This window comes from Rhodocytophaga rosea (genome assembly GCF_010119975.1).
Lineage (GTDB): Bacteria > Bacteroidota > Bacteroidia > Cytophagales > 172606-1 > Rhodocytophaga > Rhodocytophaga rosea.
In genome coordinates this window covers 5,623,794-5,639,070 of sequence record NZ_CP048222.1, presented here as the reverse complement: position 1 = coordinate 5,639,070, position 15,277 = coordinate 5,623,794, and the positions used below count along the sequence as shown (strand labels likewise).

At 38.5% G+C, this 15,277-nt stretch carries 10 protein-coding genes and 1 pseudogene; 5 read left to right on the top strand and 6 right to left on the bottom strand.

Going from position 1 to position 15,277, the window contains the following annotated elements; translation table 11 throughout:
- Positions 1-34: 34 nt before the first annotated feature.
- Positions 35-712, bottom strand: coding sequence for a 4'-phosphopantetheinyl transferase family protein (locus GXP67_RS23300; protein ID WP_162445336.1), 678 nt, complete (start codon positions 710-712; stop codon positions 35-37).
- A 469-nt stretch (positions 713-1,181) separates the two neighbouring features.
- On the opposite strand from GXP67_RS23300, the gene GXP67_RS23295 reads away from it, so the two are divergent.
- The 3 genes from GXP67_RS23295 (at position 1,182) to GXP67_RS23285 (ending at position 9,511) form a co-directional block, all read left to right on the top strand.
- On the top strand, positions 1,182-1,571 hold the full coding sequence (locus GXP67_RS23295) for a hypothetical protein (protein ID WP_162445335.1): 390 nt from the start codon (positions 1,182-1,184) through the stop codon (positions 1,569-1,571).
- Between the two features lie 102 nt (positions 1,572-1,673).
- Positions 1,674-4,841, top strand: a complete 3,168-nt coding sequence (locus GXP67_RS23290; RefSeq protein WP_162445334.1) for a non-ribosomal peptide synthetase — start codon at positions 1,674-1,676, stop codon at positions 4,839-4,841.
- 101 nt (positions 4,842-4,942) lie between these two features.
- Positions 4,943-9,511, top strand: coding sequence for an AMP-binding protein (locus tag GXP67_RS23285; RefSeq protein WP_162445333.1), 4,569 nt, complete (start codon positions 4,943-4,945; stop codon positions 9,509-9,511).
- A 187-nt stretch (positions 9,512-9,698) separates the two neighbouring features.
- Here GXP67_RS23285 and GXP67_RS23280 read toward each other — a convergent pair whose 3' ends face one another.
- Together GXP67_RS23280 and GXP67_RS23275 are read right to left on the bottom strand one after the other, a co-directional pair.
- Positions 9,699-10,100, bottom strand: a complete 402-nt coding sequence (locus tag GXP67_RS23280) for a hypothetical protein (RefSeq protein WP_162445332.1) — start codon at positions 10,098-10,100, stop codon at positions 9,699-9,701.
- Between the two features lie 46 nt (positions 10,101-10,146).
- A complete protein-coding gene (locus GXP67_RS23275) occupies positions 10,147-11,145 on the bottom strand; it encodes a GAF domain-containing protein (protein WP_232064546.1) in 999 nt (332 codons plus the stop codon).
- 513 nt (positions 11,146-11,658) lie between these two features.
- Between GXP67_RS23275 and GXP67_RS23270 the strand changes: the two genes are divergently transcribed.
- Together GXP67_RS23270 and GXP67_RS23265 are read left to right on the top strand one after the other, a co-directional pair.
- Positions 11,659-12,009: a PadR family transcriptional regulator gene (locus GXP67_RS23270; protein WP_162445330.1), complete on the top strand. Its 351-nt coding sequence runs from the start codon at positions 11,659-11,661 to the stop codon at positions 12,007-12,009.
- Complete coding sequence (locus GXP67_RS23265) at positions 12,006-13,073, top strand: CPBP family intramembrane glutamic endopeptidase (protein ID WP_162445329.1); 1,068 nt, start codon at positions 12,006-12,008, stop codon at positions 13,071-13,073. The genes GXP67_RS23270 and GXP67_RS23265 overlap by 4 nt, the downstream gene beginning before the upstream one ends.
- A gap of 98 nt (positions 13,074-13,171) precedes the next feature.
- On the opposite strand, the gene GXP67_RS23260 is transcribed toward GXP67_RS23265, so the two are convergent.
- The 3 genes and pseudogenes from GXP67_RS23260 to GXP67_RS23250 form a co-directional block, all read right to left on the bottom strand.
- A complete protein-coding gene (locus tag GXP67_RS23260; RefSeq protein ID WP_162445328.1) occupies positions 13,172-13,864 on the bottom strand; it encodes a potassium channel family protein in 693 nt (230 codons plus the stop codon).
- Positions 13,861-14,477 (bottom strand): annotated as a pseudogene (udk, locus tag GXP67_RS23255) (uridine kinase). The gene GXP67_RS23260 and the pseudogene udk overlap by 4 nt, the downstream one beginning before the upstream one ends.
- Before the next feature lie 76 nt (positions 14,478-14,553).
- On the bottom strand, positions 14,554-15,138 hold the full coding sequence (locus GXP67_RS23250) for a non-canonical purine NTP diphosphatase (protein ID WP_162445327.1): 585 nt from the start codon (positions 15,136-15,138) through the stop codon (positions 14,554-14,556).
- Between the last annotated feature and the right edge of the window lie 139 nt (positions 15,139-15,277).

The following is a 15,277-nucleotide window of genomic DNA, read 5'->3' as shown; positions in this document are numbered from 1 at the left end:
TGTACATCTGGTCAGCGCAGAATTGATTATAAAATTATACTAAAGATACTATAGTTTCAGTTGATTGGGCAACATCGAAATTTACTTTTTTTACAATCAGAGATGTGAGTTGAGTGGCAGTAGCGATTACACAACAATAATCCTGAAAAGCATCAATTTCTTTCACATACCAGGTTTTTTCTTTATAGGATACAGCGCCTTCAGGTGATATAGTAACCTGATCCATAGGTATGGATAATCCTTTCCCTTCTGCTTTGATCACGCTTTCTTTAATTGTCCAGAATTTAAAAAATTGCTGTAAGGGATTACTGGCTTTACTCAACTGGAATTTTTCCTCTGCACAGAAAATGGCATTAAAATCATTTAACTCGATAGGTTGGATCTCTTCAATATCAATACCGGTTTCTTCGCTATTAAGCGCACATATTACATACCTGCCTGCATGAGAAATATTAAAAAATACCTGATGATCTATATACGGCTTTCCGTAACTGCTTATCTGAAGTTGATTTAAACAATTATCCTCATACTGAAAGGACTTGAGCCCTTTCCACACCAGTAACCTACCTAATATGAAAGCCTGCTTATCCTGCCAATTTCTGAATGTAGCAGCTTTTTTTAGTACAGGCAGTGGCAAAATGTCTGTATAGGTTTCCAGCAGACTTTCATATATGCAATAGGTATAATCGGTATATAATATTACAGCAGCCATGTAGTAATAAGATAGGATAGCAGACTCACATTAAAGCGTTGCAAGTTACAATTCATGGTATAAGTCAGGGCCATATATAATTAAAAAATATACTACTTAAGAGAGGATTTAAATGAAAATAGGCAAAGACAAAAAATAAGGTTATTGTATGCTGACTATCAGCTATTTAAACACATCATAATTACCTTAATACACAATACTTTATATTCAAAAAAGGGGATTTCAAGGTATTTTTATTTATTTATATTAAAAAAATTACATTTCCTAATTGAACAGCAGGCGATTTTGCAAGGATTCGAATTGTTACTTTAGGAGATACTCACTTATTTTAAGCACATCAAATCAAACAACTGATAGAAAGGGGCTGCAATCTCAGTTTCTGTTCAGGAATAAGCTTATTACTTCTGATGGTTTGATCAGACTCTTTTATAAGGAAACTTAAATATTAATATTATAAATATCTTGTTTTATGATCCAGTTTCAGAATGAATTCGTAACAGCAGAATTAACCAATGATTCTACAGCTATTTTATTAACCTGGAAGGGTTTTATACCTAGTGCCAGCTATAGAGATGCTTTAGATAAGTCTTTAGAGATAGCTAAAAAACATAAAATCAAAAATTGGGTATCGGATATCCGGTTGATGAAAGTATTAGGTATAAAAGACCAGGAATGGGCAGGTACAGAATGGGTTACCAAAGCTGTTTCCTCCGGTTGTTATAGAAAACAAGGAGTGATCATGTCAGAAGATGTGTTCGGGCAGGCTTCCGCAAAAAACATTCTTATTTCAGTTCAGAACCAGCAGATTGAAATACAGAATTTTACCAAACTCGAAGAGGCAAAGAAGTGGTTGTCCTAACATAAAATACCTCCCCTACTTGTACTCTTCCAATGCTTATTTATTATGTGCTGAGAATTGATCTCAGCACTAAGCCTTAATTGATTTATTTAATTAGTAGAAGTGAACAGTAAAAACAATATGTCACTCAACCAGGTGACAGGCAATCAGCTATTGACTAGTGCAAAGAATGAGAGTATCCATATTATTTTTGAGTCCATTGCGCTGAAATTTCCGGATGTGGAAGCAGTAGTTCATAACGAACAATCCATATCCTATCAGGCTTTAGATGAAAAAGCCAATTATGTTGCCCGGTACCTTACCAATAAAGGCATACAAAAAGGTGACATAGTGGGTGTAAAGCTAGATAAAGGCATTGACTTGATCATTTCTATTCTGGCCGTTATGAAGGCCGGGGCAGCGTATGCACCAATTGATCCTACTTATCCTGCGGCTCGGATTAATTACATGCTGGAAGACAGCCGTATCCGGTTTATTGTTACTTCTTCTCCATACATAGGCGATCATCCACAGGTCGAAGAAGTTGATGTAGCGCAATTACAAGGACACTTAGAACATACCCTTCAGGTATATTCAGATCCCCAAAGCTTAGCTTATCTTATTTATACTTCCGGTACTACTGGCAACCCAAAAGGTGTAATGGTAGCACATGCAGGATTTATAAACATGTGCTTGTATCAGATTTTTGTGTACCAGCTTGGCCCATCGGAAAGAGTACTGCAGTTTGCTTCTATTTCTTTTGATGCTTCTGTTTATGAAATTTTTATTGCTTTATTATCAGGCTCAACTCTGGTAATTGTAGATAAGGATATCATTCTTGATAAAAATCTATTTTTAGGCTATCTCGATAAGAAAAGGCTTACATTTATTTTACTCCCTCCGGTTTTCCTGAATAGCTTAAATCGCCCAGAGTTTGAAACTGTTAAAACTATAGTGACTGCCGGTGAAGCCTGTAATATATCAGATGCACTTTACTACAGCCAGACAAAGAGATATTTTAATGCTTATGGTCCTACAGAGGCTTCGGTATGTGTTTCTGTCTATCAGGTAATGCCTGAGCATGTGTACGAAAACTACATACCTATTGGAAAAGCGATTCCAAATATCAGATTTTATATACTTGATGAAGAACTAAATCCCGTAGCGGATGGCGAAACTGGAGAACTTTACATAAGCGGAATAGGACTGGCAAAAGGATATATCAACAAGCCTGAACTTACCCAAAAAGCATTTCTTGATCTACCCAATAAACTTGGGGAACGTATATACCGTGCAGGAGACATTGTGAAAAAGCTGGATGACGGAACTCTGATTATCCTGGGGAGAAAAGATGACCAGGTAAAAATATTAGGGCACCGGATAGAACTTGGAGCTATCGAACATGCGCTGTTACAGATACATCCTGTTACCAATGCCTTCGTTTGTGCTCTTGAGCATGAAGGTGAAAAATATTTGTGCGCCTATTTTACGGCTGAACAAGATATTTTAACAGAGCTGATCCGTGAAAAATTACTGGGGGAACTCCCTGCCTTTATGGTGCCCCACTGGTTTATGCGGCTGCCTGAATTCAAAATGACGAATAATGGCAAAATTGATAAAAAAGCATTGCCTTCTCCTTTTGCTATAAATCAGCCTGTTCCAGTAAATGCAGCTCAACCACTGGAAGGAACTTTGGAAAGGGTACTGGATATCTGTAAAGAAATGTTAGGTATCCAGCACCTGGATTTATCCGATAATTTCTTTCTCATGGGAGGCCACTCTCTGAAAGCAGCTAAACTTTCTGCTAAAATCAGCAAAGAGTTCAATGTGGATTTATCTGTGTCGGATATCTATAAAAAGCCCCATATTACCCAGATTCATGATCTGATAAAAACAAGCCGGAAATCTTACTATGAGCCTATCCTTCCGGCACCTGTAAAAAAGTATTATACAACTTCTGCTGCCCAAAAAAGGATGTTTGTGATGAATAGCACAGACAAAGTGGACGTAAGCTATAATGTGTCCATTGTACTGCAATTCGAAAAGCGGATCATAAAAGAAGCTATTCAGCTGGCGCTTCAAATTTTATATGCCAGGCAAGAAGTATTGCGCACGAGATTCGATATTCAATCTGACGAAATAGTACAAGAAGTACTTACTCAAATAGAGGTTAATTTGTTGGAAGGTGGCAGAGTAAAAGCCAGTGAATTAACCCGGGCAGCAAAACAATTCGTCCGCCCATTTGATTTGAGCAAAGCGCCTATTTTGCATGTGGGATATTATGAGATAGTTCAGGGAGGCATAGCCATTATTTTCAATACGCACCACATTATTGCAGATGGTACATCCATGGGTATATTGGTTAACGAATTTATACGCTTGCTGAACCAGGAACCCTTGCCCAGTCTGCCGCTTCAATATAAAGATTATGCAGAATGGGAAACTATTCAATATGCCAATAGTGATTATTTTAAGGCACACGAACAATATTGGCTGAATACCTACAGGAATATTCCCAGGCTTACCATGCCAACAGACCGTACGGCTGATATACAAAATTTTGCCGGGGAAAGATTATCTTTTACCATTGATAAAGAGCTTACATGGAAACTAAAGGAATATGCGCTCAGTGAAGATGTATCTCTCTATCAGCTTTTGCTTTCCGTATATTATCTGCTACTCTCCAAATATACCCAGCAGCAAGATATTGTGGTAGGAACCGCTGTTGCCAATAGAAGAAAGGAAGAATTGCAGCAAATGATGGGAATGTTTGTAAATACGCTTGCCTTAAGAGCTACTATTCCTACAGAAACAACCTTCAGTGATTTTGTAATAAATATAAAAAACCAGGTTCTGGAAGCTTTTGAATTCCAGGAGTACCCCTTTGAACTATTGGTTTCCAAACTAGGATTAAGCGGAAATGACAAAAAAGTACCGCTGATTGATACCTTATTTATTGTTCAGAATATTGACTTTTTCAGCGAGCAGGCAATTCCAGGTTTAACATTAAAATATGAGAATGCGACAGCTACTTCTAAGTTTGACTTTTCATTTTTTATTGTAGAGCAACAAGATTCATTTACTATTGATGTAGAGTATAATACCGGCATGTTCAGCAAAGAATACATGTGTAAGCTTGCCGAAAATTTTATTAAACTAGCCGGCAAGGCAGTTTCATCCCCATCTACTCTTCTCGAAGAGATTACCTTTATCGACAACAGCAAATTGTCTGAATTGAGGGCTCAACTCTTCACTGAAAATACCATAACCGATGTAGAATTCGACATCTGATGCGTAATTAATTAGCTTTATCTATACTCTTTCGGGTAGGGATAACTCATGTAAATCAATCCAGCTTTATACAGTCATTACATTATCAATCAACCTGTTTTATGGAAAATGTTATTGAAAAGACCCAGTTATTGTCTTTACCGGAATTTGTCAGAGCCAAAAAATACTGGCTGGAAGAACTAGGTAAAAAAACGGAAGAAACCAGACTTCCTTACAGTTTCTTTCAGACCCTTGAGTATGAGGAACAGAAGTATAGCCTGCAGATTAATCCTGCCTTACTGGCGCAATTAGAAAAAGCTTCCAAAGGAAATCCAGAGGCTATGTTCATTATTCTGGTTGCCTCATACAGAATTTTATTATACAAGTATTTAGGCCAGCTGGGGTTGGAACTGGGTATTCCTACGATGGTACCTAATACGCAGGTGCATGATTTTTTTAGCGCGCAGCTGTTACCAATTTATGCTACATTAAATCCTGAGAGCACATTTAAGGAAGTATTAAAAGCAGAAAAAGAGACCATAGCAGCAGTCTATCAACAGCAACACTATCCACTTCATGTAATTGATACATATAAAATCCCCAAAACAGGTATTTTCCTAAAAAATATTCACTTTTTCTATAAAGCAACAGAGCTTGATTTTGTTTTTCATAAAACAGAAGCAGCCTTAGAAGTACAGTGTATATACAACGGAAAACTATTTTCAGCAGAATTTGTCAAAAACTTTACTAAAAAATACCTGCATACGATCAGTTGCCTGCTGGCTAAGGCCGATCTGCCTGTAGATGAAGTTTCTATTATGGAGGCCGAAGAAGAGCATATGCTTCTGCACCTGCTTAACAATACAAGTGCTCCTTATCCATCCGGATCAAACCTGGTACAGGTTTTTAAACAATGGACGAGTAAAACTCCTGATGCGGTATCGGTAGTGTCAGAGAATGGTTCCTTAACTTTTAAAGAGCTGGATTTGTATTCTGACAGGATTGCTGCGTATTTGAAAAATACAGTAAAGATCAACAGAGAAGAACCAGTTGGAATACTTTTACAAAAGTCGCATCATACTATTGCTTGTATGATGGGAATACTCAAGGCCGGAGGTTCGTATCTGCCCATTTCGCCCAGATATCCGGCAGAAAGAATCAGAATGATCCTGAACGATGCCCGGTTAAAAACAATTCTTTCTTCCAAGTCCCATATCAAACTGCTCAATAAACTTCAATGGGAATGTCCGCATTTTGAAACATTTCTTTGTATAGATAGTCTGGATGTTCATACTGAAAAAGAAGAAAGCTCTTTAAAGAATGAGCTCAATAACCAGAAGCTTTGGGAACATGTAGGCGAAACGGCTACCGATGATATAGAAGGTGGTGGCTGGCAGAACAGTTATACCGGAGAAAACATTTCGAGGGCAGAAATGAATGAGTACCGGGATAATATTGTCAAAAAATTAAAGCCGCTGCTCAATAAAAACACCCGTGTATTAGAAATAGGTTGCGCCTCCGGAATAAGTATGTTTGAACTGGCGCCACATACAGCTTTGTACTATGGAACAGACTTTTCAAGGGTTATTATTGAAAAGAACCAGAAGCTAATTGCGGAGAGAGGCATTACCAATATCAAACTAAAAAGTCTGGCAGGGCACGAAATAGATCAGGTTGAAGAAAAAGAGTTTGACCTGGTAATTATTAATAGTGTGATCCAGTGTTTTGAAGGGCATAATTACCTGAGAGATGTACTCAGCAAGGTGGTTCACCTGATGAAAGACAATGGCATTATCTTTCTGGGCGACATTATGGATGAAGATAGCAGGGAAATGTTCATTGAGTCTTTAAATACTTTCAAAAAGAATACTATAGGTAAAGGTTACAAGGTAAAAACAGATTTCAGCAATGAAATTTTTTACTCCAGAAGTTTCCTGGAAGACCTCAGGTTTGATATTCTAGGAATTCATAAAGTGCGTTTTTCGGGTAAAATTCATACTATTGAGAATGAACTTACCAAGTACCGCTATGATGCGATGCTGTATGTAGACAAAACAGCAGCGACCAGCACCGATATACGGCATAAGCACCAGCATTCTATGAAAGAACTCGATGCACATGCCAATACTACTTTCCCAGGTGTAAATATCCAGCCTGAGGATGCGGCTTACGTCATCTATACATCCGGATCTACAGGAAAACCCAAAGGTGTAATAGCCACCCACAAAAACGTGTTGCGGACTATTATCAATACCAATTATGTAAAGTTTGCTGCCAGTGACCAGATTCTTCAGACCGGACCAATGGAGTTTGATGCTTCTACCTTTGAAATCTGGGCTCCACTTATCATGGGCTTACCGATGCACATTATCAGTACAGATCTTTTACTCAATGCTGAAAGACTGAAGGGGTATATTGACCAACATCACATTACCATTTCTTTTGTGGCCACGGCTGCCTTTCATGCACTGATTGAACAGGATGTAACGGTATTTGATAAGCTTACCTATGTATTGATTGGCGGTGAGGCTCTGTCTACCAGGCATGCCAATAAGTTTTATCAGTATAATACCCTTACAAAAGTAGTAAATGGATACGGTCCGACAGAAAACACCTTCTTTTCTACCACACATACCATACAAAGGTACTATGCAGGGCCAGTACCGATTGGAAAGCCTTTAAGCAACTCAACCTGCTATGTGCTGGACAAAAAAAACAGGCTGGTTATTCCGGGTGCAGAAGGCATTTTGTATGTGGGCGGCGATGGTGTGACCAAAGGCTATTTAAATAGTCCTAAACTTACCCAGCAGCGCTTTATTCCAAGTCCTTTCAAAACAGGTGAAATGTTGTATAATACTGGTGACCTGGTTCGGTGGAATGAAAACGGTGAACTGGAGTTTCTGGGTAGAATCGATACGCAGGTGAAAATCCGTGGGTTCAGAATTGAATTATCTGAAATAGAAAACGAATTGCTGAATATCAGTGGAATCCGGGAAGCAAGAGTGGTTGTGAGAAAAGACCAGAATGATGACAGATCGCTGGCTGGCTATTTTACAGCTTCTTCCCAAATGAACCCAGAGGAAATTGCTTCCATCTTAGCCGGCAAATTGCCTGACTACATGGTACCCTCTGCTATTATGCAATTAGATATGTTACCGCTGAATGCCAATGGAAAACTCGATATAGCAAAACTACCAGATCCGGTATTATTGAGTAAAAGTACCTATGAAGCACCGGCAAATGAAATCGAGGAGCAACTGGTGGAAATATGGAAGGAGGTATTAGGTATTTCCATGATCAGTGTGCATGATAACTTTTTCGAACTGGGCGGCCATTCGCTGAAGGCTATGAAAGTACTGCATAAATTATCAAAAGATTACCAGATTAAACTCACGACCCTCTTTAAATATCCAACCATCAGAGGGTTATCCCAAAACCTGGTGTATAAAAAAGGTAATCTGCTGGAAACTTTAAAGCGCCTGAAAAAAGAACCGTTGAGCAAAGCCGATATTCAGAAGTCTGAAGAAAGAAAAGTTTGGTACAGAGATCGCATCAAACAAGATACCTTCCAGATTCCCGGCGAACAGCAAGAGTTCAAAGAAGTTTTACTCACCGGAAGTACCGGATACCTGGGTATTCATCTCCTCTATGAATTATTGACCCAGACTTCTGCTATTATATACACATTGATACGGGCAGAAAATGAGGCAGCCGCCAAAGACCGGTTACTAAAGAAAATTTCCTTCTTTTTTGGGCCTGAGTTTCATGCGCAATATGCCAACAGAATACAGATTGTTGCCGGAGAAATGGAGAAGCCTTCTTTAGGTATTGAAGAAGGTAATTATCAAGCACTTACAAATAAGATTGATACAATTTTTAACCCGGCGGCGAATGTAAAACACTATGGCCTGGAAGCTGATTACAGAGGCAACACCATTGGTGTACAGGAACTGGTGAACCTGGCAAAAACTGGTCGTCCCAAGCGGATACACCATGTATCTACAGCAGGCGTTTCTTTCGGACAAGATTATGTATTCAGCGAATATGACCGGGTACAGAAAATTCCGGATATAAATAATACCATTTATTTGCAATCGAAACTGGATGCCGAGAACATCATATTCAAAGCTATGGAGGAAGGCGTTGAGGCAAATGTTTACCGGGTGGGTAATCTGGTATTCAATAACAGTACGGGTAAATTCCAGGAAAATACGGAGAACAATGCTTTCTATATGTTGCTGCGTTCATTCATCAACCTGGGCATCATGCCAGACATGCACCATCAGTTTTATGATTTTTCGTTCATCAACACTACAGCAGAATCTATTGTAAAATTTGCCAAGCAAAAATGCCTGGTGAATGATGTATTTCATGTATACAATTCGCATACGTATAGCTTGAATAATCTGTATCAAATGGTAATTAAGCCAAATTTTCCACACGTACAATTAGTGTCATTGGATGAATTTCCGGATTTGATTCTTCAGAAATATGAAGATCCGGCCATGAAAGAATTTATCGAACACATTATCGTAAACGTACGGATTATGGAAATCAATGAGAGCAATGTAATGCTGGTATCAGATCGGTCCAAAGGTATTATGGATAAGCTTCATATTCACTGGCAGGAACTCAATGGGCAACTGGCAAGCATGATGGTTGATTTCGGAAAAGAGAAAAGATTCTGGTAAGGTTAAATAGTTTCAAAAGCTTTAATGTATTAGTCAAAAAGAAGGCAATCATTGTTATGATTGCCTTCTTTTTGAGAAACAGGAAAAAAGCTCTGTAAATAAGCTTGGTGAATAAAATGAGTTAACGCATTAAGTGCCGCCGCCACCTTGGACCGGTGGTGGACTGCACGGTGTTGGGCACATAGCCTCAATCTATTTCTCTATTTATCAAATATCTTTTTATTCTTCTTTTGTTATCAATGGCAAGCAATATCAGGCTTATCAGTAAGGAACCTGCTACAAAGGAAACAGGGTCTTTTTGAATCATTCCTGATGAGTAAAAGTAAATTAGAATTGGTAAATTAATTACAAAAGATATTACAGATGGTTTTATTCTTGGTGAAATAATGTTTGCAATCAGAAACACAAGCAAATAAGGAATCAGCGTAAGGCAAATTCTTATGACTGCAAAAAATATAGCACCTTCATTATTTACATCACTTGCCATTCTAACATTGGTGAATATAAATCCTAGAAATGCCTCCCCAAAACTCTGTCCTATACAGAATATCCAGGCAATTATAAGCGAATTTAGTTTGCAAGTTTTCATTTTCCATTCTGCTTGCTCCTAACAAGTAAAGCTAAGGTAGCTATATTTACGCCATATTCGTTTTGTGAACGATCTGATGTATAACCTCATCCAGTTCTCTGGCCGTAATTTCAAGCATAGAAATCAATTCTGAGTTTTCTTTTGTCAGAGTAGTTTTATCTAAAATCTGGATCAAGCCTAACATAGTGGCAACCGGACGGCGGATTTTATGGGACTGGAAATTAGCAATATCCTGTAAGCGTTGATTTTGAGACAAGATTCGAAGTTGCAGACGCTTCTGCTTATTAATATTGGAAGCATTTAAGGTTACTCCAATGATACTGCCATACTCATCATAGGCAGGCAAAAATTGAAATGAATACCATAAGGATAAACCAGGTTTGATTTCTATATTTTTTTCTATCGATACTTTATTACCAAGCAGCGCTATATTGAAGTTACTTTTAAATTCGTCTTCAATGCCGGGTATTTGTGCTATCAATTGCCAGAAATCCTCTCCGATAGCGATGGATTGTTTAAAAAATCTTTCAAAGGCTTGCTGCGTTACTTTATTAAAAGAGAGAATCTTAAAATTAGCATCAATTAGAATATGGCCATCATTGGTACTATCTAAAATCGCCCGTAAGGTTAACTTGTTCTCCAGTAATATTTGTTGCTGTTCAATATTATCAAAATACTCCTGATGAAGCTTAGCCATAAGGTAACGAAATTCCATTAATTGCATCACCTGCTCTGACAAGCCACGGAGCGCAACTTCTTGTTCTTGCGTTAACTGTTTTGGCGATATATCTACTACACACAAAGCACCTATTCTATGCCCGGATGGGGTGAGAAGAGGAAATCCTGCATAAAACCGGATATATGGTTCGTTAGTTACTAAAGGATTCTGATAAAACCGTTCATCAGTGGATGCATCTGTAATCTGGAAAAGCTCGTTTTGCCGGATCGTATAATCACAGAAAGCGATGTTTCTGGGCGTTTCAATAAGATTTACTCCTGTTTTAGCTTTGATCCATTGCCTGCTATGATCAATAAAAGTGATCATAGCTGCAGAAGTCTGGCAAACTTGTGAAGCTAGTCTGCAAATATTATTAAAACTTGCTTCCTGCTGCGTATCTAATATCTTATATTGATAAAGACTTGATAAACGATCTTTTTCAATAGAATGTAAGGAAGTAGAATTCATTAAGAAGTAAACACAATTTATCTGACATTTATATCATCTTCAATCGTTTCAAGCAATTGAATCAGTATAGAAAAAAGCTCTATTCAAGTGATTATAGGTGAGTTACAAATTACTTATTATAATATACCCTGGCTAAGTGTAGGGTGCAAACTTGTCTTCGTTATGCAATGTAATTTCTATGAATAGAAACTGTTAAAGCATATTAACTTAGGAGAACTTCTCAGATGATTTGATTTATTTTAATTGACTATTCGCAAACAAGACCGATCATTTTATTAGTGGTTATTTCAATATTAACCAGAGATTAAACGTGAATCAAAAAAATTAATATATAAGTTGGCAATATATAAGATTCTTATATATATTTATGCCATGTATCCACAAGAACTCATCAAAGGCAGCCTGCAAACCATTATTCTCAAGCTTTTATCGGAGCAGGAGAAAATGTATGGCTACCAGATCACACAGGAAATCAAAAAACAAACCGAAGGAAAAATCTCCATTACAGAGGCGGCTATCTATCCGATTCTGCATAAGCTAAAAGCGGAGGGCGAGCTAACTACGGAAAAGGTTAAAATTGGCGAAAGAGTGCGTATTTATTACTCTCTTACCCAGAAAGGCAACAGCAAAGCCAAGGAAAAAATAACCCAGCTCACTGATTATCTGCAAACCATGCAGGAATTGATAAACAAACCTGGTCTTCAAACTTTTACTTCTCTATGACAACGCTCACCCAACAGCAAACTGAACTTATTAAACATGAAATTGCCCAACGAGGCATTTCTCATCCCGACCTTGGCGAAGACCTGTTAGATCATATTTGTACGGCTGTAGAAACAGAAATGGCAGCAGGCAGAGATTTTAATCTGGCTTACCAGATGGTGATGAGCCGCTTCGGAAAACAAGAACTCAAACAGGTAGAGAAAAAAACACGGACTTTACTGAATGGACAATCAATATTTTATCCAAATATTTTGCAGTCGTTCATCTTGCTGCTTGTCTACATCTTTTTTATATTCTTTTCCGGCTTCATTATTAGCCCTATTCAAAAGGGTGCTCCCGATTTCTTTTATGAGCATATCATACTGATTCAGGCCATTCAGGTATGTGGAGCTTTGTTTCTGGTCATTCTTATAGCCAGAGTAATGTTGAAAGAAGAGAATTTTACAAAAGTAGATATCTTTCCGTTACGGCCTTTTCCGCCTTCTATTTTTCCGCTTATACTGGGTATTCTATTTCTTTGGCTGATCTGGATGGAAGCTGTTTTTACCTTAATACCTCTTTCAGAGAGTTATCAGGCTTTAATTTTTCATCACCTGAATTTTTTCAAACCTCTGCCTGCAATAGTATGTATTGGAATTCTCTGGCCCATATTATCGGAGATTTTATTCCGTGGGATTATCCTAAAAGGCTTGCTCAGGAAATATAAGCCTTCCGGAGCTATTATGTGCGCCAGTATATTTTACTCGGTTAGCTTGTTAAATCTTTATGGGGTGCCTTCTCTATTCTTAATGGGTTTGTTTTCGGGATGGCTTTTCTACCGGACACATTCACTGATTCCTTCTATTATGGTTGTCATTTTCGCACAATTGCCAGGATTGCTCCATATTATGTTAGCAAAACCACAACACATCAATCAATTACTGATCTGGAAAAATCTGGTTGGGAACGATACGCTGTATTATAGCCTGGGTGTAATGAGTTTCATGCTGACACTATTCCTGATATGGCGGCTGAAAAAGATATTAGACAAACAGCAGCCTATTCCTCAGTTCAGCCTGGAATAGTAATAAATATTATCGAAACGAATATTATTTAGAACTTAATAAAACGGCGGTTTCAAAGTGAAGCCGCCGTTTTGTATATAGGAGTAAAATCACAATACCTACCTGTTCACTTCAATAAACTTATCTACATCGTGGGTTTTTCCCATAATAATCATCACATCGGTATCATACATTACCGTATCGCCTTTGGGAACGCCTACAATGTGCTGAACTTTTACTACCTGCCCATGGTGTTTTTCCTCATAAATCCGTTTAATAGTAATCAGATTCAGATTATACCGTTCCCGTAAACCAATTTCGCTGATGGTCCGGTTGGCCACCCGTTTGGGGGTATTTACTTCCACAATTTCATAATCATCCGGCAAAGGCAGATAAGATTTAATGTTGGGATGGATAAGCATTTCAGCTACGGTGCGGCCTACTTCATCTTCCGGAGAAAGAATTTCCTTGATGCCCATTTTTACCAGGATCATCCGCTGATGTGCATTAGCAGCCCTGGCAATGAGCCTTTTTACATTCATTTCCATCAGTTGTACCGTTGTAAGCAAGAGGGCTTCAAAATTTTCGCCTATGGCTACTACTACAGCATCCATGTCTTGTATATTCTGGGCTTTCAGGGCTTTATCATCGGTAGAATCTAAAGCTACGGCATAGGCGACCTCATCTTTCAGTTCATCCACTTTTTCCATGTCTATGTCGATGGCCAGAACTTCAGCTCCCCGTATTGCCAGAGAACGGGCGATGGATGTTCCAAACTGGCCTAAGCCAATAACAGCAAATTTGTGTATCATTGGGTTTTACTTTTTAGAAATACGATGAGCATCTCGAGTGCTTTTTCAAAGTGCAGGTTATTGGGTATAATCACATCGGCATCCGATTTAAATGGCGCAATGTATTTTTCGTAGGTAGGCACCACATGTTTTTCATAACGGTACAATACATCTTCCAGGTCATAACCTCTTTCATCTTTATCCCGCACAATACGGCGCTTTAATTTAATATGTTCGGCTGCATCAATAAATACCTTTAAATCGAGCAGGCTCGAGATTTCTGGAAAATAGAACACAAAAATACCTTCTACCACAATAATAGGCGAAGGTTCTAAAGTAATCATTTGCGGAACGGCATTGGGATTATTAAAGGTATATTCCTGCTTCACCACCTGTTTTCCACTGCGCAAATCCTTAATATGCCGGGCATACAGTTCAAAATCTATAGAAAGCGGAGTATCAAAATTATATACACCATTTTCGTCAGTAGGCTGCTGGCTGCGGGCCGGTAATAATTGTCCTGCGAAATCAGGCAAATTTCCTGCGGCGAAAAGGCACGCAAAAGGCTTCTGAGAAACAAAGTTTTGCCGGAAGCACTGCCGCCTGTAATGCCAACAATATAAGGTTTTTCCATACTGGGCATAAAAATAAGCTTTTTGCCTATGTATATAAAATTTCACAGCTTGCCGGCACACATTTTTATACAGAACTTACTCTGCTATTTCTTTTATTAGAAAAGCGACCAAGGCTTCAATGGCTTTTCCCCGGTGACTGATATTGCCTTTTTCAGAAATATCCATTTCAGCAAATGTGCGGGTATGACCATCCGGAACAAATAAAGGATCATAGCCGAACCCTTTGGTGCCTCTGTGTATTTCATCTATATGCCCATTTACCACCCCTTCAAACTGATGCACTTTACCATTGAGAATAAGGGTAATACTGGTCCGGAACCTTGCCTTGCGGTTTGTTTTGCCTTGCAAATTTTTTAAGAGCAGGTTCATATTATCTTCTGCCTTTCTTTGCAGACCGGCATATCTGGCCGAATATACTCCCGGTTCTCCATGTAAGGCCTCTACTTCCAGGCCAGTATCGTCAGCAAAGCAACTTACACCGAAATGTTCCCACACATACATGGCTTTCTCCAGGGAATTTCCTTCCAGAGTAGTCTGGTTTTCCGGCAGTTCCTCCCGGCATCCGATGTCTTCCAGGCTTAAAATTTCGAACCTTCCGCTAAGCAGGTTATGTATTTCTTCAATTTTATGGGTATTATTGGTAGCAAAACAAAGTTTCATACAATTCAGGGTCAGCCAGTAAATGATTCGGCAAAATCCGATAAATTTACTCAAGTTCAAACCCAAATATATATTTCTATTTATTTAAGGTTGCAATGCGAATTCCTGATCTATCTGATTCTGATGCCGCCAATCAACT